The sequence below is a fragment of the Sabulibacter ruber genome (assembly GCF_017355955.1).
Lineage (GTDB): Bacteria > Bacteroidota > Bacteroidia > Cytophagales > Hymenobacteraceae > Nibribacter > Nibribacter ruber_A.
In genome coordinates this window covers 448,934-472,574 of record NZ_JAFFID010000001.1, presented here as the reverse complement: position 1 = coordinate 472,574, position 23,641 = coordinate 448,934, and the positions used below count along the sequence as shown (strand labels likewise).

Below are 23,641 nucleotides of genomic sequence, written 5' to 3'. Positions count from 1 at the left end.
AGCGCGAAAACGCACCTATGGATTGATGACAAAAATCTTTTCCAGTACGTCTGAAGACAAGATCACGGATCTGTTTTTATCTATGCTTATCTCCAGGGAGTTATCATAAGGAATTTTATCTACTACTTGCAATTGGGAGCCTATCTGGATGCCCACTTTGTTGAGGTACTGCAGAAAGGCGGGCTGAGAGTCTTTTACCCGGCAAACCACCCCTTTCTGCTCCACCGCTAACGAAGACAGCACCCGCTGTTCTTCCTGGCGCAACTCACCGGCCTCGCTGGGAATTGGGTCACCGTGCGGATCAACGCGCGGGTGGCCCAGGAACTCGTCCAGCCGCTGGATGAGCAATTCAGACTTCACGTGCTCCATCTGCTCAGCCACTTCATGCACTTCGTCCCAGGTGAAATGAAGTTTCTGCACCAAAAACACTTCCCAGAGGCGGTGTTTCCGGATGATCTTCAGGGCCACCCGTTTCCCTTCCTCGGTGAGTTGCACGCCGTAATACTTCACGTAATGCACCAGGTCTTTGGCGCTGAGCTTACGCAGCATGTCGCTCACCGAGGCCGGTTTGGTTTCAAGGGTTTCAGACAGTGCCGTGGTGCTTACTGCGTTGGCTCCGCCACCCGATAACTTGTAGATGGCCTTGATGTAGTTTTCTTCCGCGGTACTGTGCATGTTGTCTTACCAGCGTATTAAGGCCGAAGCCCAGGTGAAGCCACTTCCAAAAGCCGCCAGACACACTAAATCACCTTCTTTGATTCGGCCTTCTTCATAGGCCTCAGACAAAGCAATAGGCACTGAAGCAGCGGTGGTATTTCCGTATTTCTGTATGTTGCTGAATATCTTGTTGTCTGGCAATTTCATCTTCTGCTGGATGAACTGCGTGATGCGCAAATTTGCCTGATGCGGAACCACTAAGCTTAGATCCTCGGCCGTTACTCCGTTCTGGGTAAGTGCTTCGTTAATGACCTCAGGGAACCGGGTAACTGCGTGCTTGAATACCGTGCTGCCGTTCATCACCGGGAAAATGGTGCCGTTGTCAATCATCTCGTGCGTAATGCGCTCAGGTTCGTTGCTGGACGGGCCAACGGCCATCAATTCCTCGGCAAACTCGCCTTGGGCGTGCAGATGCGTGGAGAGAATACCGCGGTCTGTGCTTTCGGAAGGTACCAATACCGCTGCCCCGGCGCCATCGCCAAATATCACGGATACCGCCCGACCCCGATCAGAGAAGTCCAGTCCCGAAGAATGAATCTCAGAACCTACTACTAGCACGTTGTTGTACATGCCGGTTTTAATGAACTGATCGGCTAAGGAAAGAGAGTAGATAAAGCCCGAACATTGGTTACGTACGTCAAACGCCGGAATCTCAGAGATGCCCAGTTCCCGCTGCAACAACACACCCGAACCCGGGAAGAAATAGTCGGGGCTCAACGTGGCGAAAACGATCATGTCCAGATCTTTTGGCTCCAGGCCAGCTTGCTCCAGGGCTTTGCGCGCGGCACGGGCCGCCATATTGGTAGTGGTGTCCTTGCCGGGTTCAAAGTAATGGCGTTCATGGATACCGGTCCGCTCCACAATCCAGGCATCTGAAGTATCCATGAGTTTCTCCAGATCAGCGTTTTTCACTACTTTCTCGGGCACAAAGTGGCCTAAGCCAGCAATGCGCGAATTTCTTAGTTCTTTCGTCATAGTTGCGTAAATATACGTGTATTGAAATAAAAGTTTAGGTTTGCCTAAATTTATTTTCTGATGGGCTAAACCTTCAAAAGTGAGGCAACAACTGCCTGCACGTTAGTCTCTTCTGCTGCCCAGAAAACCTGTTCAGGAATTCCCTTGCTGTAGTACGGTTTTTTCAGGAGTGCCTCTATCTTTTTGGGAGTAATTGGCCGGGCGAAGGGCAACACCACCCCGGCTTCGTGGTCCTGTAGGATTTTCTGCCAAAGCGGATTAGACTCCATGACCACTACCAAGCCATTTCCTATGTACTCAAACAGCTTGGTTGGTACGCAGGTAAACGTGCTGGGGTGTGGCCGGTAAGGCAACAAGCCAATATGGTGTAGTTTTTCCTGGGCAAGAATTTCCGTGTGTGGCACCAAGGTGTCACCTCCCAATAAAGTAACAAAGGGAAGAGGTGCCAACCGGGCTCGTACTTCCTCCAGGAAAGTCGCGTCCGCGCAGTAGCCTATGATGGTAAGCTCCGCAGAAGGTACCCATTGCCGTAGGCTTTGGGTGAAAGTGATGGCTTCCATAACTCCGTATAGCTGGGAGATGGTGCCGGAGTACAATAGTCGTAACGGTTTCTTATCTTCCAGAATCACTGGCAATAAACTTTGTAATGAAGTATCCTGAGTAGGAGGGGGCAGGTACTTATTTTGCAGAACGGTGTAGAGTTGTCCTATAAACGTCAATTCCCGGCTATAGGCTTCCTCGGCTAGAAAGAAGTGATCAATGGAAGGTGCTATGGCGTGTTCCAGACCTTTAACAGTGTAGCCCATGATTTTACCTAAAAGGCCAGGGTACACCTGCTGGGTGATAAGATTAAGAAAATAGTTCTCCTGCACGTCATACACCAGTTTGCAGGAATGCAGGCGGCAGTACAACCACGCCAAAGGCAGTAATTCATGGGTACCCACCACCAAAAGCGCCGGCTTTACTTTTTTCAGAAGCCTCCAGTACTTCAACTGGGCCCATAGGCGGCCTAATGATATCCGTTTGAAATAAAAAACAGGATGGAAAGTGATTTTATTATCCTGGGGGTGAGTAGGTAAAGGAGCTTTGTAGCCCGCCACATGCACTTCCACCTGCGGGAGTTTCGCCAGGCTCAACCCGATTTTCTCATACATGCGGGTATCAGAAACCGGCTTCAACAGGGAAGCCAGCAGAATTCGTTTTCGAATCATCGCCACAATTTAATAATTTTGGCATCTTATTCTTTCACAAAGACAACATGAACGATTTACGAGCAACCATAGAGAGCGCCTGGGAAGACCGGACGTTGCTTAACCAAAAGCCCACCCAGGAAGCTATCCGTTGGGTAATTCAACTACTAGACCGCGGTGAACTTCGCGTGGCGGAGCCTACCAATACCGAGAAATGGCAGGTAAATGAGTGGGTGAAGAAAGCCGTGCTGATGTATTTCCCTATCCAGCAGATGGAAACCATTGAAGCCGGTCCTTTTGAATTCCACGATAAAATTCCGTTGAAGAGCGGCTTCGCTCAACTGGGAATCAGGGTGGTACCTCACGCTTTGGCCCGTTATGGTGCTTATATTTCCAAAGGCGTTATCCTGATGCCTTCTTATACCAACATTGGCGCCTACGTAGACGAGGGAACCATGGTAGACACATGGGCCACGGTTGGTTCTTGCGCACAGGTGGGCAAGAACGTGCACCTGAGCGGTGGCGTGGGCCTTGGCGGGGTGTTAGAGCCTGTTCAGGCTGCTCCGGTGATCGTGGAAGATGGAGCCTTCATCGGTTCGCGCAGTATCCTGGTGGAGGGTTGCCACATTGGCAAAGAGGCCGTGATTGGCGCGAACGTGTGCATTACCGGTTCTTCTAAAATCATTGACGTGACGGGTTCTGAGCCAGTGGAGTACAAAGGCTATGTGCCGCCGCGTTCCGTGGTTATTCCTGGTTCCTACACCAAAGAATTCCCGGCCGGCCAATTCCAGGTTCCTTGTGCCCTGATCATCGGTAAACGCAAGGAAAGCACTGACCTGAAAACCTCTCTGAACGATGCCCTGCGCGAAAATGCGGTTGCCGTTTAAGTGCAGTTTTCTTTAAAACACTCCAAAAACAGAAAGGGCCGGCAATTTGCCGGCCCTTTCTGTTTTTGTTTTAAGGTTTTCTGTGCTTAGGGAGCAAGTAGTATTTGAAGTAGGCCGCTTTGACACAGTACTAAAAGAATGCAGCGTTTTAATGTTGTTATCCTGAAATCAGCCTCAAAACGCTTTCTTTATGGAAAGACACTTTGCTTACCGCTTTTTGAAAGTATCGGCTACAACTAACTCTTTGGTGCCGTGGCTGTAGCTGTAAAAACCTTGACCGCTTTTCACGCCCTTGTGCCCGGCCTGTACCATGTTCACCAACAGAGGGCAAGGAGCATACTTGGGGTTCCCGAAACCATCATGCAGCACGCGCAGAATAGACAAGCAAACGTCTAGGCCAATGAAATCGGCGAGCTGCAGTGGTCCCATGGGGTGAGCCATCCCCAGTTTCATGATGGTGTCAATCTCCTCCACGCGGGCCACTCCTTCAAACAAGGTGTAAATAGCCTCGTTGATCATGGGCATGAGAATACGGTTGGCCACGAAACCCGGATAATCGTTTGCTTCGGCGGGTATTTTGCCTAGTTCTTTGGAAAGGTCAAGAATTTGAGTGGTTACTTCGTCAGAGGTAGAATAGCCTCTGATCACTTCCACCAGTTTCATCACCGGAACCGGGTTCATGAAGTGCATTCCAATCACCTTGTCGGGCCGCTGCGTCACAGAAGCAATCTTGGTGATGGAAATAGAGGAGGTGTTGCTGGCCAGGATGCAGGAAGGCTTGGTAAATGCATCCAGTTGCCGGAAAAGGTCTAGCTTGATGTCAACGTTTTCGGTGGCCGCCTCTACCACCAGATCTGCCTCGCGTACCCCTGCCTGAAGTTCGGTGTGGGTGGAGATTCTGCCTAAGGTTTCCTGCTTCTGTTCCTCAGTGGTGGTGCCTTTGGCTACCATTCTGTCCAGGTTCTTGGAGATGGTGCCCAGGGCTTTAGTAAGCGACTCCTGAGATATATCTATCAATGCAACGGGGAAACCGTTCTGCGCGAAAACGTGGGCGATTCCGTTGCCCATGGTGCCAGATCCAATTACGGCTATGTTCATAGAATAAGCGTTAGTTAGTGAGATCAGCCGCAAAGCTATGATAATTCTGCAGGTGAGCAAGTAGGGAAAATGGGCTTATAAAAACTAAAAAGCACATAACGAACTACTTACTATATTTTGTATGTCTATATAAATCTTTTAAAATATTCTTGCGTACAAGCAGAAAAATCACTATAAGGGTCATCTGGAATGATGGCCAGACAAACAATCAACTAACCAAACACAACTAAAACTATGGGAAATCTATTGTATATCATCGCAGTAGTGCTGGTAATTATCTGGCTGATCGGGTTCTTAGGATTCGGTGATCAAGTAGGGGGCATCATTCACGTACTATTGGTAATTGCGATTATTGCCGTATTGCTGCGTGTGATACGCCGAGCCTGATCTACCGCTGACTAATATAGATACCTTCTGTACAAACAGGATTGAAATAAAATTATGGGAAACTTACTGTACATCATTGCGGTAGTGCTTGTGATTTTATGGCTCATCGGGTTCTTAGGATTCGGCGATACTGTGGGTGGCGTTATTCACGTGTTACTGGTAATCGCCATCATTGCCGTTTTGCTAAGATTGATACGCGGGTAAAGCCAGATGGCTTTACCGATAAAACAAGAAGGGCGCCCTGTAAGGCGCCCTTCTTGTTTTATGCATGTTTTCTGAAATTTAAGGTTAAAACGTCGTTCTTATACTAGAGAACTCACGCCGTACATCTGAGCTCTCAGGGCTTTGATGTCTTCATTGGTGAGGTACTCATCGTAAGACATGCGTTTGTCTATGATTCCTTTAGGAGTCAGTTCAATGATGCGGGTAGCAATAGTGTCTACAAACTGCAAGTCATGGGAGCTGAACAGGAGTGAACCCTGGTATTCTTTCAAGCCGTTGTTCAGGGCCGTGATAGACTCCAGGTCCAGGTGGTTGGTAGGCTCGTCCAGTACCAGCATGTTACCGCTTTGCAACATCATACGAGACAACATACAACGCACTTTTTCACCTCCAGACAACACGCTGGCTTTCTTCAGAGATTCCTCGCCGGAGAACAACATACGGCCCAGGAAGCCACGGATGAAGCTCTCGTCTTTCTCCACGGAGAACTGACGCAGCCAGTCTACCAGGTTCAGGTCGGTCTGGAAGAACTCGTTGTTGTCTTTCGGGAAGTAAGCGGTGCTGATGGTGGTTCCCCACTTGAACTCGCCTTGCTCCGGGGCTTGCTCGCCCATGATGATTTTAAAGAAAGTAGTAGCCGCCAGGTCATTTCTGCTGATAACGGCAATCTTGTCTTTCTTGTCAACCGTGAACGTTACATCTTTGAAGATGACACCTTCTTCGGTGCTGGCGGTCAGGTCCTCGACCAATAATAACTGGTTACCGGCCTCGCGCTCCTGTTTGAACTGGATGTACGGGTAGCGGCGGCTGGATGGCTGAATGTCCTCCAGGGTAAGTTTCTCCAGCAATTTGGCCCGGGAAGTAGCCTGCTTTGATTTAGACGCGTTTGCGCTAAAACGGGCAATAAACGCCTGCAATTCTTTCCGCTTGTCCTCGGTTTTCTTGTTGGCTTCAGTGCGCTGCTTTAAGGCTAATTGGCTTGATTCATACCAGAACGAGTAGTTACCGGCATAAAGCTTGATTTTACCGAAGTCAATATCAGCAATGTGCGTACACACCGCATCCAGGAAGTGACGGTCGTGTGATACCACAATCACCGTGTTCTGGAAGTTGCCCAGGAAGTTCTCCAGCCACATGATAGATTCCGCATCCAGGTGGTTGGTAGGCTCATCCAGCAGCAGAATGTCTGGGTTACCAAACAAGGCTTGCGCCAGTAAGACCCTGATTTTCTCGTTACCACCCAAATCTTTCATGAGGGTGTAGTGCAGGTCTGGGGAGATACCCAAGCCGCTCAGCAATTCACCGGCTTCGTATTCGGCGTTCCAGCCTTCCATGTCAGCAAATTCGGCCTCCAGTTCAGAGGCGCGCATGCCGTCTTCCTCGGTGAAGTCTTCTTTGGCGTAAATGGCGTCTTTCTCGTTCATGATGTCCCACAAACGCTTGTGGCCCATGATCACGGTCTGGAGCACCGGGAATTCATCGTACTCATAGTGGTTCTGTTTCAGAACCGCCATGCGCATTTTAGCCGGGATGTCCACCGTACCAGTATTGGGGTCAATCTCGCCGGACAATATCTTCAGGAAAGTTGACTTACCGGCTCCGTTTGCGCCAATAAGGCCGTAGCAGTTGCCGGGAGAAAACTTGATGGTTACATCTTCAAAAAGGGTACGCTTGCCGTATCTAAGGCTAACGTTGCTGGTGCTGATCATGCTCTTATATATATAGTATAGAGTTTCTAAGGGCGAAGTTACCAAAAGAACTGAAAAGCCCCTTATTCCGGGCGCTTTTCAACTTTCATGGTTTTCTGGCTTTCTATACAGACAATCAATCAATTAAACTAGTTCAGCAAATTTTCCTTCCTTATAGCAGAGGTAACAGCTCTTGACCAAGTAAAAAAAATGGGATTATCACAACACCGCCCGCCTTTATCTAGTATACAAGAATCAATATTTACAGTGTGAGAATTGAGGTTACAGACCCAATCTCTGGGAAAAGAAACTAAAACGAAATAAAACTTAACATGGAACAACGTAGCATATCGGTACAAAGAACAGGTACCTACATTGGACTGATGACAGGTATAGCAGCTATTGCATATCATCTTCTTCTCATATTAACGGGATTGTCAGATGTAACGTCCCTCCATTTCCTGACGGGGGTGATTTTAGTAGTAGGGGTTTGCCTTGGCATTAAACGGCACAAAGCACTTAAGAATGGCTTCCTTAATTACCTGGAGGGAATTGGGGTAGGGTTTATGGTAGGGTTTGTATCCTCGGTGGTGTATACCATTGCCCAGGTTTTAGGAGACTACCTGTTTAATATGGCGTATTCTTACCCTTACTCAGTAGATGACGCAGCCGGAGATGAACCAGCTATCTGGCTTCTGGCCACTACCTGGATACTGATGGGGGTTGTATTGGGCCCTTTCATTGCGTACCTGGCCATGCAATACTTCAAACGTCCAGATCACAAAATGACAACTGATTGATTTGCCTGAAAGCTTTATAAAAGTCTAAAAACCCGGCTAGTGATAGTCGGGTTTTTTATTGACCTGGATTAGCTAGTTATGATTGCTCTGTAAATGGGATTCTGCAGGATTTGTTAAGAAGGATTGCATTGGTCTTTGTCATAGGGGAGTGCTGTTGAATTTGGATTGGTGGTTATGGTTCAAGCCCCTATAAAGTAGGTAAATACAGTTAAACGGCTTATAAACTGGTTTATATGACATTTATACTATATTTAAATTTTTTTAAAGTTTGTAACTAATATATTTTTGTACAAGTAATTTTATGAGTTAAGTACAATTACAAAATATTAAATTTCCTATAACTTGGATTTTGCCGCTTGCGTTAAAGGACATATAAAACAAATCGCAATTTGAATATAACTCTACCTAAAGCGTCAAAAAACATCATGAAAAAGTTTATCGTCTCTGCCTTATTTCTTGGAGCCGTTTTCACTGCTCAAGCTCAAACTAACTTAGCTGGTACTGCTGCTACAACTCGTGCCGTTCTTTCTATGAGCGCTCTTGATATGAGCCGTCAAATGTACAATGAGCTGGAATTAAACGAAGGCCAATACATTAAGATCAAAGCGTTGAACCAGGCCAGATTTGACAAGTTCAGCGAGATTGAGAAAATGTACGCCAATGATCCCCAGATGCGGGATTCAAAAATCAAAGAAGTAAATGCTCAGCTAGACCAGGAATTCGCTCAGATCTTAACGCCTAAACAATTCACTTCTTACCTGGAAATGGACGGCAGACCAATGGAAGCTACCGGTGACGGGTCTGGTGCTTCAATGGGTACTAACTCCTCTATGGGAGCTGCTTCAACCTCTACAACAGAAGCTACCAGCACAAACCAGGCCGCTGGTACTGCTGCCGGCACTACTGGTTCATCTACAGTGACTACCGGAACCGCGGGTGCAGCCACTGGCGCCACTCAAGCCGAGGTGAAAGTGAAAGATGACAAAGTGAAAGTGGAAGCCGGTTCAAACAAAGTGAAACTTGAAGACAACAAGTTCAAAGCCGAGTCTGCCAACGGTGAAATGAAAATCAAGAAGGATTCTGAGAAACTGAAAACAGAATCTGTAAAGTATAAGTCTACTCCGTCTGAAACCAAAATCATCACACCAGAAGGTAAATCCAAAGTGGAGAGTGATAAGGTGAAAATCAAAACGGAAACTACCAAAAAGAAAGTTAAAAACTAAGGTTTGACGCTTGCCTAGAAAGCCGTTCTTCTTTTGGGAGAATGGCTTTCTTTTTTTAGGCAGTTTTTCAAATTACTCGGCAAAAATGTTGGCTTCCCGTACTTTCCCCAAAGCATCAATTCTGATGGCCAGGGCATTTTTGACGGCGTTGCCCGCCTGCCCAGCCGTAGTGCATTTAGGTCCGGGAGTGATGTAATAGATATATATTTTATTGCTGCGCTGCAGCAGTTCCTCAGAATCTGGCTTGCCAAACAAACCTCTTATGGTGGGCTCCCGCAGACCAATCAGTTTCAACCTGATCTCTTCCAGTTGCGGTTTTAGCTTAACGCGTTCTCCTTTGCAGCCATCCTGATCTGCCTTCCAGGAATCTGAGTTGAAGTTGAACTTCTGATCAGAAGAGCAGGAGGTACCAGCAATAGCTATAAGCAAAGTTGCCAAAGAAACCCGAAGGTTCTTTTTAAATTTGCTAAGATTTACAAACATGTGTAGGTACATTAATAAATTTTGCAGTTGTTAACTGCTTGTTTTTTAAATTTGTAGCGATATATTAAGGGTATATTCAGGTACCCGGGAACAAAAGTAGAAAGGATTAGGGTTTCTATAGTGGCACTTGTAAAGAAATAAGAAATGAAAAGAAAGTTTTTTGCCTTTTCCTTCATCGCATTATTGTCTTTCGAAATACCTGCACATAGCATCTCATTAAACGGAAAAATAGAGCCTGATACTGCTTCAGTAGCTACAACTACCCCGGTTGCTGAAGTGACTTCTGCCAGAGATTCTTTTGAGGACTATCTGGACAATCTCTATGATGAGGCAGATTTGAAGAAAGCAGGTTTAAGCTTTGATGTATTTAGAAGAGCAGCAACAGGTTATTTCAACCTTAAACAGAAGAATAAATTAAATCGCAATAAAAGCCTTCTGACGGTGATTGACTTCAATAAGTCTAGCCGCGAGAGACGCTTTTGGGTGATTGACATGGATAAAAAGAAAGTTCTGTACCGCAGCCTGGTAGCCCATGGTGAAGGGTCTGGGGCAGACAGAGCGGTTAAATTCTCTAACCTGGTAAACTCACACATGAGTAGCCTGGGATTTTATGTAACCGAAAACACCTATACCGGCAAGCACGGGTTGTCTTTGAAGTTGAGCGGGTTGGATAAGGGTTTTAACACCAATGCCAAATCCAGAGCGGTTGTTGTACACGGTGCAAATTACGTAAGCGACTCCTTCATTAAGCAACACGGGCGGTTGGGCCGTAGCCACGGATGCCCTGCCTTGCCAACCGAAATCTCCTCAAAAGTGATTCAGTTGATCAAAGGTGGTACTTGCCTGTACATTGATGCGCAGTCTCAGAACTACACCTCCGCTTACCTGGATGCTGACAACGCCATCAAAAACTTTGAACAGGAAATTCTTGCCAAGCAGGCTAAACTTTTAAGCAAGTAATAATTTCAAATTCTTCCTAAACAGCAGAAGCCGATCTTTAAAGGATCGGCTTCTGCTGTTTTAAGGGTGGTGGTTATTTCAGGCAGTGTCTTTGGTAGCTTTCACCAGGCTTATTCCGGTGAACAAAAAGATGAGACCTACCACAAACGGAACCGCTGCAGAAAACTGGCTCACTGATACGTCACCCACCGATCCGCCACCGGACAGGAAGGCATATGCTCCCCAAATGACGCCCACAATCCCTAGGGTTGTCAGAATGGCGCCGAAAGTTCTTTTCAGGTTCATTTTGCTTGTCTTATAGTATTGGTATTGGCCTTATGGCTTCATAGGGCTTCTTACGTATGTACAATCAAAAATGATATAGAAAACGGTATATAGAAAGACTTAATCTTTTAGGACCTGTCCGTAAATCACGCAACCATGTCTCGTTTAAGCCGTTCTTTTAAGCAAATTCCTGCTTCTGAGCAAACAATGCTTTGTAGGTAGAACTTTGGAAAGGCTTGAAAAATTGCAAATATGAGAGGAGCGATACATTATGCGGAAGGGTTGCTGTTTGCAGCTTTTTCCTTGATCACCTATTGGTGTAGCAGTGAATATTATCCCGTGGCCAGGGAGACTTAGCAATTTATATAAGCACCGGGCAGGAGATTGCCCTAGGCTTGCAAACAGCTCCGCAATTGGCACAACAATATGGTATTTAATAGCAGCAGGTAAAATAAAGGAGATTGTTCAGAGGTAGGCATAACATACGGCTGAGAAATCGAGCTGGAGTATGATCGGTTGCCTGTTAAGTTTATTTCCCGAGCAGGATATGATCCAAGAGCTATCCTGGGCGTGATGCAGATTTGGCTGAAAGCGGAGGAGGAAGTGGGTCGGAGTTTTTCTAGACGACTCCCAACCCCGCAAACCGTATATCTGAACTTGAACAAGCAATTGCGGCTACCTTGCCCAGCGGAGTTCCTGAAAGGCTAATATTTAACTTCCACCTGTTTTTAAGCCGATTCTGGGAAATCAAGCTTAAAACGTATATTGATAAGGTTTCTAAATCAAGTAGTAGATCATGGCTAAGATACTTTTCGTTATAAACCCCATCTCTGGTGACATTGATAAGGAAGAACTGGTAGAAGACATCAAATCCTTCTGCCGTGAGCAAAAGCTTCCAAACGAAATATTCACTACCACCGGGGAGAAAGACGAAGAGAAACTGAAAAAGCATATTGCTGCCTACCAACCCGAGATTGTCTGTGCTGTAGGGGGCGACGGAACCGTAAGTCTTGTGGCTAAATCCATCATCAGGACAGACGCGGCTTTGGCTATCATACCCCAGGGCTCCGGCAACGGATTATCAAAAGACATCGGGGTTCCGCAGGACTACAATGAAGCCCTCCATCTGTTGGCCGATCATACCATCATGCCCATTGATACCCTTGATGTGAATGGCCTGCTTTCCATCCATATCTGCGACATGGGCTTTAATGCCCTGGTGGTAAAACGCTTCTGCAGCGGAGAGACCCGGGGGCCGGGAGCATACGCCTGGATTGCCATGCAGGAGTTCATGGGGTACGTACCCAAGAAATACACCATCATCACCGATGACAAAACCGTTTTTGAGGGCGAAGCTTTTATGATCTCCGTTACCAATGCCAAAGCGTTCGGGAGCAACGCCACCATTAACCCTACCGGCGTCATCAATGATGGTCATTTTGAGATTTGTATCCTGGAGCCATTTCCCAAAGCTTCCAGCCTGGGCATTCTGTACCGCTTGTATACCGATACCATTGACGGGTCTGTGTACACCCACAGGTTCAGTTGCCGGACTGCCACCATCCTGAACCACGCCAAGGAAGTAACCCAGATAGATGGCGAGCCAGAGGAACTTGGGGAAGAAATCAAATTCACCGTGCAGCCTAGGAGCCTGCGGGTGGTACTGCCGAAGGTGACGGTGGAGTAAGGGGAGTGCCCTTGTAAATACATTTCTGAAAAGCCAGCAAAGGGACTTCGCCTATGGTAGCAGAAGGCTCCAGCACCCTCAGCCAAATACTGCCATCGGCGTACTGGTCCAGCACCATAAAGCCTTTGCTCTCGTGCGCGAAAGAAGCTTTTCCGCCCTTGGCCACAAAATTGGTTTTACTTGCAGACCCGCTCACCGCGTAATGGTTTCCTTTTACCTGGAAGTACTGCAGGTTGTGGTCATGGCCCGCCACATAAAAGATGTCTTTGTATTGGTGAAGGACCCTAAGCATTCTTCGCCTGAATTTCCTAAAAGGCGGGTAAGACATGTCTTCATGCGCTCCAATGTATTTGCGGTAGATTCTGTAGATAGTGCCAGCCAAGGGCAAAGGAATCAGCGCCCGCTTATTGATAAATGTCAACGGGAACAGATGCTGCTTCACCGTAAAATTTCCGCCGTGCAAGGCGTTGCTGTAAAGCGGGTGGTGGCCCGCAATGACAATAAACCTATGCCGGTTTTCTTTGATAAGTTTATCAAGCGCAGGGAAGAAGTCCTTAGGTATGCGATAGGGGTCACCCGGCGAACGTTCCAGAGGTCTATAGCCTAATTGCACCCACCACTGTGAGTTGATCACGATCAGCAGCAATTGCTCATTGATTTCCCAGGAAACGGGACCCAGGCAGCCTCCGCGGGGCAGATAGGCCTGTTCATCCTGCAAGGTATCAATGACAAACTTCTCTTGCCGGAGTACATATTCATACCCGTCCCGGCGACCTTTGTTCCAGTCATGGTTTCCGCTCAGGTAGACTACTTTGCCCTTGTAATCCTTGAAGACGTCTAACTGGTTCTGGAGTTTATTGACCGCGGCCGTATGCTTATAGCTGTTTACCGGAGGCAGCCCGGTAGGGTAGATGTTATCGCCCAGGAAGATAATAGAACTGTTTGCCCCGGCTTCCTTTTTCCAGTGCAGGATAGATTGCAATACCGGGTCATCTGCCGGGGAACTGTTGTTCCCCAAGTCACCCACCAAAGCCATGGAATGAATTCTTTGCGAGATGTCAGGCGCCTGAATGGTGCGCCAGCCAATTTCTGCCAGGTTGTAGAATGGTTTTTTCCGGTATTTGCGTTCGCGCAAATAGGCCCAGAGTATCCAGGTACAGAAACAGACAAACAGAAATAAGGCAATTTCTAAGAGCATTTCGTTACATGCGGTTTTCCGCAATCATTCATACTCTAAAGGCTGCTCAAAAGTTTGGGGGGACCAGGTTCTTGAAATGCCCGTTCAGTTTCACGCGTTCTTTCAAGCGCTCTGTCTCCAGAACCACCGGCACAATACGGGTAAGGTGCTCCAGGATGATCTCCAAACGGTCGCTTTCTTTCACGCACTGCAGTAGCGCATACTCCTGCTGGGTGGTAAAACCCAGGTGATGGGCTACTTCATACGACTGAAAGTTGTCTTTCAGTTTGATCATTAGCGACTGAATACCCAGGGCCGTATACAACTGGCGCAGCAATTCTATGATCTGAATCCGCTGGAGTGGTTCATCGTCATGTACCAGCTTCACGTCTTCAATCTCACCGCCCGAGTACAATCTGCCCGGTACCTGTTTCTGGAACTCCTTGATTTTGAAAATACCCAAGCCTTTGGTTTTGATGTCCATTTCGCCCCCCAGGTATTTCTTTTCCAGGCTTAGGATCTTGATCTCGGTGCCGTATTCCCCAATTCCGTTTTCCAGGTACACGGGAATCCCGAAGGTGGTATCATAGGTAAGGCATTCCATGATGAGTTGCCGGTACCTGGGTTCAAAGATGTGCAGATTGAGTTTTTCCCCCGGAAATACTACAATATTCAATGGAAATAGGGGTAAAAATCTGCTCATGGTAATTATTCAATAGACGGATAGTTTCTACTAATTTAAGAAGCCTTTCTACATACTGCCACTATTTCTATATTTTTGTCATAGCACCTTCATCTTTTTACTGGCCGCTTGCGTTTAGTTATGGCAAATAAGCAGATCCAAGTTCCTTTTACCTGGGCCGAGGCCCGCTGGCTTTTCCTGAAGCTTTGCCTTGTGCTTTTTCTGGTAACGGTCTTGTGGGTGCTCACCTATAGATGGATAGATCCGCCGGTGACGTTGCACATGATGCTGAAACGGTCTGAACCATCACCTAAAACCGAGAAGGTAGACGTTATCCAGCACCAGTTTGTGGAACTGGAAGACATGTCATTGCACTTGCCCCTGGCCGTGATTGCCGCCGAGGACCAGCTATTTTTAACGCATAACGGCTTTGATTTCAAAGCCATCAAGCAAGCTTTCCAGCGGAACCTCTCCAGCAAGAAGACCATTGGAGGGAGTACCATCAGCCAGCAGGTAGCTAAAAACGTATTTCTCTGGCACGGGCGCAGTTATCTCAGAAAAGGGGTGGAGATGTACTTTACTTTCATGATCGAGCTCCTGTGGGGCAAAGAACGCATAATGGAGGTATACCTGAACATAGCTGAAATGGGAGACCATGTATTTGGCGTGCATGCCGCCAGTAAGGTTTACTTCAAATGTTCCCCAAAGGAAGTGGGCAGGCAGCAGGCTGCTTTGTTGGCGGCAGTTCTTCCTAACCCAATCCGGTACTCGGCTGCCAAACCCTCGGGCTATACCCTGAGGCGGCGTAGGAACATTGCCCGTGCCATGAGCAGGTTAGGCGGAAGTACGTATATCAAAACCTGGCTGGCGCAGTAAAAGAGCAGTAAATCTGAGGCCGGACTTTACATTTTTGATTCAGGCCTTGAATCAGGAAAAGAGGGCAAAAACAAGATTGAGTCGCGGAAAGGACAGGTATTTAGAAATGATTTTGTTCCTTTGCCGGACAGATAGGAGTGAAGAATACCTCACCCATTCACTGGAAGAATAGCAGAAAATTGAAAAGTTTTCTTTTATTTAAGTTTCAGTGAAGTAGAATAACACCTAAGAGTACCATTCGTGACGCATAAAGACCTTGTAGAAATAGCTTATAAGTGGGTTCTGAAAGAAGCTGGTTGCTCCATCGCCTTTAGAGATTTTGTGGATGTACACCAGTCAGAACAATTTCCGGATGTAGTTGGGGTGGGTTCCTTCGGGAAAAGTGTTGCAGTCAAAGTAGATGTTTCGCGGCATTATTACCTGCAAACCATCAGCAAGGAAGTTTGGCAGAATCCGGAAAAAAGCATGGGCAGGTTCAGGTTTCTTTGCGTTCCCACCGATTTGATCAAACCAGAAGAGCTTCCCGCCAACTGGGGCCTGATCTACGTGAGCAAAGACGGAAGAGCCAACTGCGTCCATAACCCTTACGGCTCCGGCACCCAGGATTACTGGAAGAACGGCTTTGAAGACTACAACCTTTATACCTTATTAGACCAACACGAGCGCCTGAACAATGCCTGCCGGCGGTTCATGTACAAGGCGATCATCTTTGATAAATAAGTTTGCCAGAATAGTTAAAGCACCTTTCTTAAGAGGGCTCAGCTCTCCTGGCTCAAGCTGTTTTTAGGCTCGTTTTTTTATAACAGCCCCAAAACGGTATCTCAGCTCTTACTAAACTTTCAGGTCTATAAGCCTATCTTCCTGGTGTCTTTGCTGATGGGGGCAGGTGCCTGGTGAGAGACGGTGCCAGGATCATCGCTTTTATCAATTTCTTTTTGCTCTTCCACTTTGGCAATTTCTTCGTGGTAGATGAGGCCGGTGTCAGCAGCGTGCTTGGCGGCGGCAGCAGTATCTTTCACCAGCAGCATTTCCACTGTTCCTTTCAATTCTTCTGAGATGGCGGTGACCATTTTTGCCCGCTCGGGCAGTTCAACGTCCCTGATATACACGCACAAAATACGGCCCGGAAACTGCTTGATTACTTCCTGGTAAATAGGGGCGTCTTGCTGGCCGCTGTCCCCGATGAGTACAAAGTTCAGGTGCGGATAGGTAAGCAGTATGTTCTGGATCTCCTTGAACTTGTGGCTCATATGATCAGACCCGAAGAACTTGTTCTGCTTCAACCCAAAATCCCTGAGCAGGAGCGGACCGGCCGGTATGTCGTTGATGTCCAGAAAGTCATGCAGCAGGTCATACATGTTCCAGGGGCTGCTGCTCACGTAAAAGAACGGGTTGTTGCGCTTTCCGTTCCGGCCCAGTTGCAGAGAGCGGTAAAACGCGGAAACTCCAGCAAAAGGCAGGCGCGTACGGGCATTGTTCATGAAGGTGTGCTGCGACATTTTGATGACATCCGTGGCCGAGGAAAGCACAATAGTATCGTCAATGTCTGAGATAATGCCGTATTCTGCATCTGGCGGAGGCACCAGCACGTGCGTTTCGGTTTTGATGCCCGGCTCAAAGGAAGCTATGTCGGCGTGCAGCAGTTCCACCTCTACCTCGTGCCAGATGTTGTCCAGCACCAAGGGAGTTTTAGGCTCCAGGTTGATCACAAAATATCCTTCCTTATCAGTATAAACTTTGTATTCCTGCCCCAGGTGCATGATTTTAACCTGAGCATCACGCACCTCATCACTCTCAAACCGACGGTACATGTTCGCCAGGTTTTTAAGCAGGGTGTCATTGTCTGCCGCTGAGGTAATACCTTTGTTAGCCAGTACCCTGCCTTTTACATACAGGCGGTTGACGGTGCCGTAGCTGCGGTAAGGAACAATCTGCAAGGGTTTGTACAGGCCAAACCGGTTCCGGAGCCGCTGCATGAATAAGTCAAAAGAATCATCTGCTTTCTCAAGGAAGGAGCCCAGGTCTTTTTTCCAGTTGGTGGTCATGCGTAAGTGGGTTTTGAAGGATATTTTTCCCGTATACGCAAGCAAACTCCGCTAGGTATAAATACGGCCTACAAACCCAGGTTGCGCTTGAACTCCTGGTAGCCGGTGTTGGAGGCAGTAGCGGTTTTACAGCCTCGTTGCCGGGCCTGGTTCTGTATTTCCTGAATGCGGTTGGCCGGGGCAGGGTGGGTGCTGAAAAACTCTGGTATTTGCCCGTTATTCTGCAGCGTCTGCATCTTCTGAAAGAAACCGGCGGCACCGTCGCAGGCGTAATATTCTGTGGCACCCAGGTAAAGCACTGAGTAGTCATCGGCTTCACGCTCGTAGTCGCGGCTGAATTTCAGGCCCAGGTATTGACCCGCGGCCCCGCCGATTATTCTTTCCAGTTGGCCCGCGTTTTCGCCTAACACCAGCCGGGAGATAAAGGAGATGCCGTACTGCTTCTGTAGCTGTTTGATGGAATGGCGTTGGTCTGCGTGTGCTATTTCATGGCCCAGAACCCCGGCTAACTGGTCTTCAGAATCCAGGAACTTAATAAGGCCGGTAAACACATAAATATGACCACCCGGAGTGGCAAAAGCGTTCTGGACCTCTCTGTCATTGATGATTTTGACATCCCAGGGGAATTCATCGCGGTAGCTCACCTGGCCGCTTTCCAGCAAACGGGCTACTATTTTATCAAGGTGGGCGTAAGCCGCCCTGATTTTAGGATCTCTTGAATTTCGGTCCAGCAATTGGCCTTTGGCCCGGTAAGCAGAATCTACTTGCTGAGACACCTGGTTACCCAACTCCAGATCATTTTCAATGGGGAACAGCACCCTGTCTCCGTTCTTGTCGCTGGTGCATCCTGAATAAAGCAAAGTGCCCATCATGAAAAGGGGAAGGCAAGCCCGCTGGCAGCTGGTTTTAAGAGCTGGCAAAAGTTTGTGGAACATACAATTTATCTTAAGTTATGCCTTGTACGTGAACTCAGGTAAAATAACAACAGAAGGAGAAATCTTCCTGCCTAAGTAAAGTTGCCGCATTTTTGATTTGGCCTACTTTCTGAAAAATCACCCCAAAAACGGCTGCACAACCTTTCTGCGCGGGTGAGGGTAAAGGAGTAAAAAATCCTTTACTCCACAGGCATGGCAGAACAATTATCACCTCATGCATTATACGCAGATGTTGCCGCTTCCGCTCAACAGGCAGGTCTTCGCTACTTCCCAGATACCAAGCCGGGCATTACAAGGCGGCAGAAAGAGAAAGAGTTAGAGTATTTCACGGCTAAAGGTGAACCCCTAACCGATGAGAAAACGCTGGAGCGCATCAAAAAGCTGGTGATTCCGCCGGCCTGGACTGATGTCTGGATTTCGCCATCGGCTAACGGGCACATTCAGGCCACCGGGCGAGATGAAAAAGGCCGCAAGCAGTACGTGTACCATCCGCTCTGGAAGGAAGCGCGCAGTCTGAATAAATTCGGCCGGATGCTGGCCTTTGGGAAGGCTTTGCCCGGCATCAGAAAACAGGTGGAGAAGGATCTGAAGTTACGCAAACTGGAGAAACGGAAGATTCTGGCCGTTGTGGTGGAGTTGCTGGACAACTCCTTCATCCGGATCGGGAACAAGGCCTACGCCAAGGAAAACAAATCCTATGGGCTCACCACTTTGCGTGACCGCCACGTGAAAGTGGAAGGCGACCATCTGCGGTTGGAGTTTGTGGGCAAAAAAGGAGTGAAGCACGAGATAAGTATCAGAGACCGTAGACTGGCCCGGCTGGTGAAGCAGTGCCAGGACATTCCGGGATACGACCTTTTCCAGTACTATGATGAAGACGGTAACCGCCAGCCCATTGAATCTGGTGACGTGAATGAATACCTGCGTAGCCTCAGCCCGGAGGAGTTTACCGCCAAAGATTTCAGGACCTGGGGAGGCACGGTTCTAATGGTGCAGTGCCTGGAACAACTGCTGGACGAAAACCCCGACATTGAGAAAGAAAAGTCAGTGAAGGAGGCGGCTAAAATGGTGGCGAAGGAGCTGGGAAACACTCCCACCGTGTGCAGCAAATACTACATCCACCCGGAAATAGTGAACCTGTTCAAGCAGGACAAGCTCATTGACTATCTTCGGAAACACAACGCCAAGTCCCGCAAGGAGAACCCGCACCTTTCCAGAACCGAGGAATTCGTAATAAGAATGTTAAAAGACCTGAAGTAAGGTTCTATAAACCAATTATTTGAATATATTTCGGTTTCAAAAGCATTGGAGCTTATGTTCATTGAAACCAAAAGACTTTTGATTAAACCGCTTTCTGAGGAGCAGTTAAGGCTGTACGTAGCCAATGACGGATCCCTGGAAAGAGAGCTGGGGTTGAAGCATACCCCCAAAGACATTGGGCCTGACCTGGCCGATGCCCTGGAGAACTACTTCCTGAAACTGGTGCCCCTCCATAAAGAGCAGTATTATTTCTATACCCTTTGGGCTATAGTCTTGAAAGAAAAGCAAACCCTGGCCGGGGACATTTGCTTCAAAGGGGAACCCGACGAAGGGGAAGTGGAAATTGGGTACGGCACGTATTCTGAATACCAGCAGATGGGCATCATGTCTGAAGCGGTGGCCGGTTTGGTAAACTGGAGCCGCAAAAGAGACGACATCACCACTTTACTAGCCGAGACTGAGAAAGGAAACCAAGCCTCTGAAAAAGTACTGGAACGTAACCTCTTCACCCGCGACTGCCAGGGAAGAGACAATATCTGGTGGAAGCTTGAGGTTTAATATTGAACGAAGGAGTGATTGAAAGATTGAAGGAATGGCTTTTTTGCTGAGCCTAATAATAAAGGTTTTAGCCATGTTTTCGGGAATAGAAGCAAAAACATGTTGCTAAGAAGAAGCCAAGCCTTATGTCTACCACATCACCTTCATCACTTTTCATTCACCCATTCTCTCAATCACTCAATCTCTCATTAAATCAAAGCCCTTCCCGGTCAAAGGCGTGCACTTCTACGCTGCGGCTTTTCTTTAAGCGGGTTTCTTTCCCTTTCTCTACTTCAATGCCTTGTTTGGTGTCATAGACGCGGGTTTTACGGCCCCAACCGCGTACAAAGGAGTTGTCTTTCACTTCATCCTCTCCTTCGCCACCGTACACGTTTACCTTGATTCCTCTTTTACCATTACCCACCAGAATGAAGTTGTCTTCATCGGCTAGGCCATACAGGGAGATGGCTTTTGTGTCCTTTTTCTTGAAGATGCGGTCATACACCAGGGTAGGTGCCTCTTTGTCTTTGCTGGCCATCTGAGACACTAAAACGCGGGTATCGCCATTGTCCAGGCGCTCTACAATGAACTTCTCCTTTTCATCTGTGCCGGCCACCAACACCTGTTTTGAGAGTAGTTTATACATTTTATCTGCAAACTGAGGCAGCTGGGCGCGTCTTGATTTTAGCTTTTGCAGGATGGTTTCTCCGGTTAGGGCGTAGGCTTCCTTGGGTAAGGCAGACACCGAGGCAGCCAACACACTATCGGTGAGCTGGGTTTGAAGCTGATAGGCCAGTTGCTGCCATTGTTCCCGGGTTACTTCATTAAGGCAGCGCTCGTCAATAAACTTTGCATTGTGTAAATAGCCCTTGGGAGAAGCAACCTGCGAGTGGAAAGTTTTCATTTTCTTAAGTGGAGCCCAGCTTCGGCTGAAAAGCCAAGGCACCAGCCCATCGTCAAACTTGAAGAATGCCTGGTCGCGGTCTTTGGGTACGGGGGTGTAGGTGGTTACGTGGCTGGTGTCATACACGGCCCATTGCCACTGGCCTTCGTGGCGGTCCCAATCGCCAATGAGAACATCAAACAACCTTGCCTTCGCGAAGGTTAACTGGTCTGGCAAGTGGGAGTGTTCTTTGAACCTTTTTTCCAAAAACTCCTTGGAATCAACCAGGTCTTTGGCTTCGCCCAGGTAACTGGTAATGGCTTCTTTGCCTTCGTATTTCTCTTCCAGCAGAAACACTTTGTCCTGGAACTCAGAAGAGTTTTTGCCCAGGCCTTCCTCGTCTTTGGGCACGTACACATACCGCGGATGGCTGTGGGGGATGCGGGCTCCGCCTGCCAAATGGGAAACCACGGCCGCCCCGTAAGGATGGGCGGCGGAAGTCTGGTCCCTGAGCAGATTCACTAGGAACGTTTTTCGCAGGCCTTTCGGCAGAATGTCCTTCGGGTCTTTGTCAACGGACCGGAGGGCGTATTGCTTTCCGGCTTCGTTTTGCAGGGTAAGGCTGGTGGTCTGAAAGCCTCCTCCCAACTTCTCGGGCGACAAGCCCCCGTGCATTTTCCGGATATCCAGCACCGGCAACGTTACCTGCTGCGCCCACACTTTACGGTAATGGGTTCCCCAAACCAACCTATGCAGAAAGCCTCTTTCGTAATGCTTGCCCGCCACCACGGTGGCCGAGTCCCATTTAGCGTTGCGGTCCTGGGAAATGGGCCCCACTAGGGCCGAAGATTGGAAATAATCTTTACGGGCACAGCCGTAGCTTACAAGGAGAGAGGCTAGAGTATAGGTCAGTAATTTCCGCATGTTTAAATATTAATATTTTGCCATACAGAAAGAGAGCTACAAAGGTTATGCCTAAGTTTTCAAGGGGCTTCTTACCAACAAAATACAGTTAGAGAATTCGCCTGAACCGAACATAGCAGAGGCATTATAGGTATAAACACGCACCTATGATTCCCTTGTCTTCCCTTTTCAGAACCAGCCGATGTGGTACCGGCGGCTTGCTGCTCCTCCTATTGGTTTTCCTCTTTCTGCCCTCTGGTGTGTTCGCCCAGCATAAGGATTCCACCATCATGCTTGCGGCCGGTAAACATTACCTCCGGAGCGGCTTTCATAGGTTCTGGTGGGGCAAACATTACCGAAACGTATGGGCAGAGCCGGTAGAAGTGCCTCTCCTTTGGATAAGCCAATTCAAAGGAGGAGTAACCCCGGTAAAACAGGGCGGTAGTTTCCAGACCAGGAACCTACGGTTGGTAGACAAGGCCGGGAGGGAGTACGTGCTGCGGTCCATCGATAAGGATCCATCCGGTGCACTGCCTAAGAGCCTCCGGAAAACGTTTGTGGCCAAGCTCATGCGCGACCAAACCAGCGTCATTCATCCCTACGGGGCTTTTATAGTTTCCACGTTGGCCAGTGCGGCAGGCGTTTACCACACCAATCCTACCCTAGTATACATTGCCGATGACCCAGCCTTAGGTGAATTCCGGCAAGAGTTTGCCCATATGCTGGCTTTACTGGAAGAAAGGCCGGAGGGCTCTGAATGGAAACACCTTGCCAGCTTTGGGAAGCCCCAGCAGATTGTCAGTTCAAAGAAAGCCTTTGAAGAGTTGCTGACTAGTCCCTTGCACCAGGTAGATGCCAGAAGGTATCTCCGGTCAAGGTTATTTGATATGTGGCTCAGCGATTGGAGCAGGAGAGAAGACCAATGGCGCTGGGGAGAGAAGCAGGAAGGGGAAGCTATCACCTATGAACCCATTCCACGTGACCGCGACCATGCCTTTTTTAAGTTCAACGATGGGGTATTGACCAAGCTGGTCAGCGTTTTTAAGCCAAATTACCAAAGTTTTGATAAAACCATAGTAGGCAAAAACGTGAAAGGCCTGATCAAGAGCTCTTACCAGATGGATGCTTACCTGCTTGCCTATCTGCCTAAAGAAGAATTCATAACCGCCGCCCAGGAACTGCAGCAACAGCTAACCGATGAAGTCATTGAAAAAGCTTTGCAGCGTTGGCCTAGCCAGATCAGGGATTTGAGTGCCCACGAGTTCGCGACCAAGCTGAAGAGCCGCCGTACTGATTTACCTTCTGCAGCCCAGGCCTTTTACCGGCACATCAACCGGGAGGTACTCTTGCCCGGCACCAATGCAGAAGACTCCTTTGTGCTGCAGTTTCAGGAGGACGGAAGCCTTACGGTGCAGCACTGGTCTTCCATCCATCAGGAGAAGAAATTAGTGCGGCAGAAGGTTTTTAATCCGGCAGAAACCAGGAGCATAGCATTTTATGGCCTGGGGGCGGATGATACTTTTCGGCTGCAGGGAAAAGGCAGAAACAGAATAAAGCTTAGTTACTACGGAGGGCAGGGCACCGATCAACTAGAAACGGATCCTGCTGCCCAACTAACTGGCAAAAAGTTACTGGTACTGGATGAAGAAGACGGGAACTCTTACCCTAAGCACAAGCAAATAAAGGTCAAGAAGCACAAACCCGCTGCCCAGGAGTTTGACGGGGCAGGTTGGTTATTGAGGCACCGGTTAGAGTAAAAGAT

The 23,641-nt window shown here is 48.2% G+C and carries 24 protein-coding genes; 12 read left to right on the top strand and 12 right to left on the bottom strand.

The features are described from left to right. Window positions 1–15: 15 nt before the first annotated feature. The 3 genes from JT719_RS02010 to JT719_RS02000 form a co-directional block, all read right to left on the bottom strand. Window positions 16–675: a metal-dependent transcriptional regulator gene (locus JT719_RS02010; RefSeq protein ID WP_207430551.1), complete on the bottom strand. Its 660-nt coding sequence runs from the start codon at window positions 673–675 to the stop codon at window positions 16–18. 6 nt (window positions 676–681) lie between these two features. Further along, on the bottom strand, window positions 682–1,692 hold the full coding sequence (locus JT719_RS02005) for a 3-oxoacyl-ACP synthase III family protein (protein ID WP_207430549.1): 1,011 nt from the start codon (window positions 1,690–1,692) through the stop codon (window positions 682–684). Between the two features lie 65 nt (window positions 1,693–1,757). Further along, complete coding sequence (locus JT719_RS02000) at window positions 1,758–2,903, bottom strand: glycosyltransferase family protein (RefSeq protein WP_207430547.1); 1,146 nt, start codon at window positions 2,901–2,903, stop codon at window positions 1,758–1,760. Window positions 2,904–2,950: 47 nt separating this feature from the next. Between JT719_RS02000 and JT719_RS01995 the strand changes: the two genes are divergently transcribed. Further along, the gene (locus tag JT719_RS01995) at window positions 2,951–3,769 is read left to right on the top strand and encodes a 2,3,4,5-tetrahydropyridine-2,6-dicarboxylate N-succinyltransferase (protein WP_207430545.1); all 819 of its coding nucleotides are present in this window, start codon (window positions 2,951–2,953) and stop codon (window positions 3,767–3,769) included. 207 nt (window positions 3,770–3,976) lie between these two features. Here JT719_RS01995 and JT719_RS01990 read toward each other — a convergent pair whose 3' ends face one another. After that, window positions 3,977–4,867 carry a 3-hydroxyacyl-CoA dehydrogenase family protein gene (locus JT719_RS01990; protein WP_207430543.1) on the bottom strand — a complete coding sequence of 297 codons (891 nt, stop codon included), beginning with the start codon at window positions 4,865–4,867 and terminating at the stop codon, window positions 3,977–3,979. Window positions 4,868–5,101: 234 nt separating this feature from the next. On the opposite strand from JT719_RS01990, the gene JT719_RS01985 reads away from it, so the two are divergent. Then, window positions 5,102–5,254, top strand: a complete 153-nt coding sequence (locus JT719_RS01985; RefSeq protein WP_123134062.1) for a lmo0937 family membrane protein — start codon at window positions 5,102–5,104, stop codon at window positions 5,252–5,254. Between the two features lie 54 nt (window positions 5,255–5,308). Then, the gene (locus JT719_RS01980) at window positions 5,309–5,458 is read left to right on the top strand and encodes a lmo0937 family membrane protein (protein ID WP_205504539.1); all 150 of its coding nucleotides are present in this window, start codon (window positions 5,309–5,311) and stop codon (window positions 5,456–5,458) included. A 98-nt stretch (window positions 5,459–5,556) separates the two neighbouring features. Here the strand turns inward: JT719_RS01980 and JT719_RS01975 are convergent, their stop codons facing one another. Further along, on the bottom strand, window positions 5,557–7,185 hold the full coding sequence (locus JT719_RS01975) for an ABC-F family ATP-binding cassette domain-containing protein (protein WP_207430541.1): 1,629 nt from the start codon (window positions 7,183–7,185) through the stop codon (window positions 5,557–5,559). A 311-nt stretch (window positions 7,186–7,496) separates the two neighbouring features. Here JT719_RS01975 and JT719_RS01970 point away from each other — a divergent pair, with 311 nt between their 5' ends. Then, complete coding sequence (locus tag JT719_RS01970) at window positions 7,497–7,964, top strand: DUF4199 family protein (protein WP_207430539.1); 468 nt, start codon at window positions 7,497–7,499, stop codon at window positions 7,962–7,964. 545 nt (window positions 7,965–8,509) lie between these two features. Continuing rightward, entirely contained in the window at window positions 8,510–9,187 is a 678-nt protein-coding gene (locus JT719_RS01965) for a hypothetical protein (RefSeq protein WP_207430537.1), read from the top strand. Window positions 9,188–9,259: 72 nt separating this feature from the next. Here JT719_RS01965 and JT719_RS01960 read toward each other — a convergent pair whose 3' ends face one another. Then, window positions 9,260–9,625, bottom strand: a complete 366-nt coding sequence (locus JT719_RS01960; RefSeq protein WP_207430535.1) for a hypothetical protein — start codon at window positions 9,623–9,625, stop codon at window positions 9,260–9,262. Window positions 9,626–9,814: 189 nt separating this feature from the next. Between JT719_RS01960 and JT719_RS01955 the strand changes: the two genes are divergently transcribed. Then, complete coding sequence (locus tag JT719_RS01955) at window positions 9,815–10,630, top strand: murein L,D-transpeptidase catalytic domain family protein (protein ID WP_207430533.1); 816 nt, start codon at window positions 9,815–9,817, stop codon at window positions 10,628–10,630. A gap of 78 nt (window positions 10,631–10,708) precedes the next feature. Here JT719_RS01955 and JT719_RS01950 read toward each other — a convergent pair whose 3' ends face one another. Continuing rightward, a complete protein-coding gene (locus JT719_RS01950; protein ID WP_207430531.1) occupies window positions 10,709–10,915 on the bottom strand; it encodes a hypothetical protein in 207 nt (68 codons plus the stop codon). Between the two features lie 775 nt (window positions 10,916–11,690). Between JT719_RS01950 and JT719_RS01945 the strand changes: the two genes are divergently transcribed. Beyond that, the gene (locus JT719_RS01945; RefSeq protein WP_207430528.1) at window positions 11,691–12,581 is read left to right on the top strand and encodes a diacylglycerol/lipid kinase family protein; all 891 of its coding nucleotides are present in this window, start codon (window positions 11,691–11,693) and stop codon (window positions 12,579–12,581) included. Here the strand turns inward: JT719_RS01945 and JT719_RS01940 are convergent. Both JT719_RS01940 and JT719_RS01935 read right to left on the bottom strand, forming a co-directional pair. Beyond that, window positions 12,538–13,779, bottom strand: a complete 1,242-nt coding sequence (locus JT719_RS01940) for a metallophosphoesterase (RefSeq protein WP_207430526.1) — start codon at window positions 13,777–13,779, stop codon at window positions 12,538–12,540. The genes JT719_RS01945 and JT719_RS01940 overlap by 44 nt on opposite strands. A gap of 46 nt (window positions 13,780–13,825) precedes the next feature. Then, the gene (locus tag JT719_RS01935; RefSeq protein ID WP_207430524.1) at window positions 13,826–14,461 is read right to left on the bottom strand and encodes an LON peptidase substrate-binding domain-containing protein; all 636 of its coding nucleotides are present in this window, start codon (window positions 14,459–14,461) and stop codon (window positions 13,826–13,828) included. A 120-nt stretch (window positions 14,462–14,581) separates the two neighbouring features. Between JT719_RS01935 and mtgA the strand changes: the two genes are divergently transcribed. Together mtgA and JT719_RS01925 are read left to right on the top strand one after the other, a co-directional pair. Then, a complete protein-coding gene (gene mtgA / locus JT719_RS01930) occupies window positions 14,582–15,316 on the top strand; it encodes a monofunctional biosynthetic peptidoglycan transglycosylase (RefSeq protein ID WP_207430522.1) in 735 nt (244 codons plus the stop codon). A gap of 240 nt (window positions 15,317–15,556) precedes the next feature. Next, on the top strand, window positions 15,557–16,036 hold the full coding sequence (locus JT719_RS01925) for a hypothetical protein (protein WP_207430519.1): 480 nt from the start codon (window positions 15,557–15,559) through the stop codon (window positions 16,034–16,036). Between the two features lie 125 nt (window positions 16,037–16,161). Here JT719_RS01925 and JT719_RS01920 read toward each other — a convergent pair whose 3' ends face one another. After that, on the bottom strand, window positions 16,162–17,361 hold the full coding sequence (locus JT719_RS01920) for an App1 family protein (protein ID WP_207430517.1): 1,200 nt from the start codon (window positions 17,359–17,361) through the stop codon (window positions 16,162–16,164). Between the two features lie 68 nt (window positions 17,362–17,429). Next, window positions 17,430–18,296, bottom strand: a complete 867-nt coding sequence (locus JT719_RS01915) for a M48 family metallopeptidase (RefSeq protein WP_242693046.1) — start codon at window positions 18,294–18,296, stop codon at window positions 17,430–17,432. 192 nt (window positions 18,297–18,488) lie between these two features. Here JT719_RS01915 and JT719_RS01910 point away from each other — a divergent pair, with 192 nt between their 5' ends. Beyond that, window positions 18,489–19,556, top strand: coding sequence for a DNA topoisomerase IB (locus JT719_RS01910; RefSeq protein ID WP_207430515.1), 1,068 nt, complete (start codon window positions 18,489–18,491; stop codon window positions 19,554–19,556). A 54-nt stretch (window positions 19,557–19,610) separates the two neighbouring features. Further along, window positions 19,611–20,114 (top strand): GNAT family N-acetyltransferase, encoded by a 504-nt coding sequence (locus JT719_RS01905; protein ID WP_207430513.1) that lies wholly within the window; start codon window positions 19,611–19,613, stop codon window positions 20,112–20,114. A 193-nt stretch (window positions 20,115–20,307) separates the two neighbouring features. On the opposite strand, the gene JT719_RS01900 is transcribed toward JT719_RS01905, so the two are convergent. Further along, window positions 20,308–21,900 carry a hypothetical protein gene (locus tag JT719_RS01900; RefSeq protein ID WP_207430510.1) on the bottom strand — a complete coding sequence of 531 codons (1,593 nt, stop codon included), beginning with the start codon at window positions 21,898–21,900 and terminating at the stop codon, window positions 20,308–20,310. A 146-nt stretch (window positions 21,901–22,046) separates the two neighbouring features. On the opposite strand from JT719_RS01900, the gene JT719_RS01895 reads away from it, so the two are divergent. Then, window positions 22,047–23,636, top strand: a complete 1,590-nt coding sequence (locus JT719_RS01895; protein WP_207430508.1) for a hypothetical protein — start codon at window positions 22,047–22,049, stop codon at window positions 23,634–23,636. Window positions 23,637–23,641: the final 5 nt, after the last annotated feature.

Bases quoted from the DNA above. Each gene is read 5' to 3' on its own strand.
- JT719_RS01895 (WP_207430508.1), top strand. From the start codon at position 22,047: ATGATTCCCTTGTCTTCCCTTTTCAGAACCAGCCGATGTGGTACCGGC.
- JT719_RS02005 (WP_207430549.1), bottom strand. From the start codon at position 1,692: ATGACGAAAGAACTAAGAAATTCGCGCATTGCTGGCTTAGGCCACTTT.
- JT719_RS01950 (WP_207430531.1), bottom strand. From the start codon at position 10,915: ATGAACCTGAAAAGAACTTTCGGCGCCATTCTGACAACCCTAGGGATT.
- JT719_RS02000 (WP_207430547.1), bottom strand. From the start codon at position 2,903: ATGATTCGAAAACGAATTCTGCTGGCTTCCCTGTTGAAGCCGGTTTCT.
- JT719_RS01970 (WP_207430539.1), top strand. From the start codon at position 7,497: ATGGAACAACGTAGCATATCGGTACAAAGAACAGGTACCTACATTGGA.
- JT719_RS01985 (WP_123134062.1), top strand. From the start codon at position 5,102: ATGGGAAATCTATTGTATATCATCGCAGTAGTGCTGGTAATTATCTGG.
- JT719_RS01935 (WP_207430524.1), bottom strand. From the start codon at position 14,461: ATGAGCAGATTTTTACCCCTATTTCCATTGAATATTGTAGTATTTCCG.
- JT719_RS01975 (WP_207430541.1), bottom strand. From the start codon at position 7,185: ATGATCAGCACCAGCAACGTTAGCCTTAGATACGGCAAGCGTACCCTT.
- JT719_RS01945 (WP_207430528.1), top strand. From the start codon at position 11,691: ATGGCTAAGATACTTTTCGTTATAAACCCCATCTCTGGTGACATTGAT.
- JT719_RS01900 (WP_207430510.1), bottom strand. From the start codon at position 21,900: ATGCGGAAATTACTGACCTATACTCTAGCCTCTCTCCTTGTAAGCTAC.
- mtgA (WP_207430522.1), top strand. From the start codon at position 14,582: ATGGCAAATAAGCAGATCCAAGTTCCTTTTACCTGGGCCGAGGCCCGC.
- JT719_RS01920 (WP_207430517.1), bottom strand. From the start codon at position 17,361: ATGACCACCAACTGGAAAAAAGACCTGGGCTCCTTCCTTGAGAAAGCA.
- JT719_RS01995 (WP_207430545.1), top strand. From the start codon at position 2,951: ATGAACGATTTACGAGCAACCATAGAGAGCGCCTGGGAAGACCGGACG.
- JT719_RS01980 (WP_205504539.1), top strand. From the start codon at position 5,309: ATGGGAAACTTACTGTACATCATTGCGGTAGTGCTTGTGATTTTATGG.
- JT719_RS01955 (WP_207430533.1), top strand. From the start codon at position 9,815: ATGAAAAGAAAGTTTTTTGCCTTTTCCTTCATCGCATTATTGTCTTTC.
- JT719_RS01910 (WP_207430515.1), top strand. From the start codon at position 18,489: ATGGCAGAACAATTATCACCTCATGCATTATACGCAGATGTTGCCGCT.
- JT719_RS01990 (WP_207430543.1), bottom strand. From the start codon at position 4,867: ATGAACATAGCCGTAATTGGATCTGGCACCATGGGCAACGGAATCGCC.
- JT719_RS01905 (WP_207430513.1), top strand. From the start codon at position 19,611: ATGTTCATTGAAACCAAAAGACTTTTGATTAAACCGCTTTCTGAGGAG.
- JT719_RS01965 (WP_207430537.1), top strand. From the start codon at position 8,510: ATGAGCCGTCAAATGTACAATGAGCTGGAATTAAACGAAGGCCAATAC.
- JT719_RS02010 (WP_207430551.1), bottom strand. From the start codon at position 675: ATGCACAGTACCGCGGAAGAAAACTACATCAAGGCCATCTACAAGTTA.
- JT719_RS01940 (WP_207430526.1), bottom strand. From the start codon at position 13,779: ATGCTCTTAGAAATTGCCTTATTTCTGTTTGTCTGTTTCTGTACCTGG.
- JT719_RS01915 (WP_242693046.1), bottom strand. From the start codon at position 18,296: ATGTTCCACAAACTTTTGCCAGCTCTTAAAACCAGCTGCCAGCGGGCT.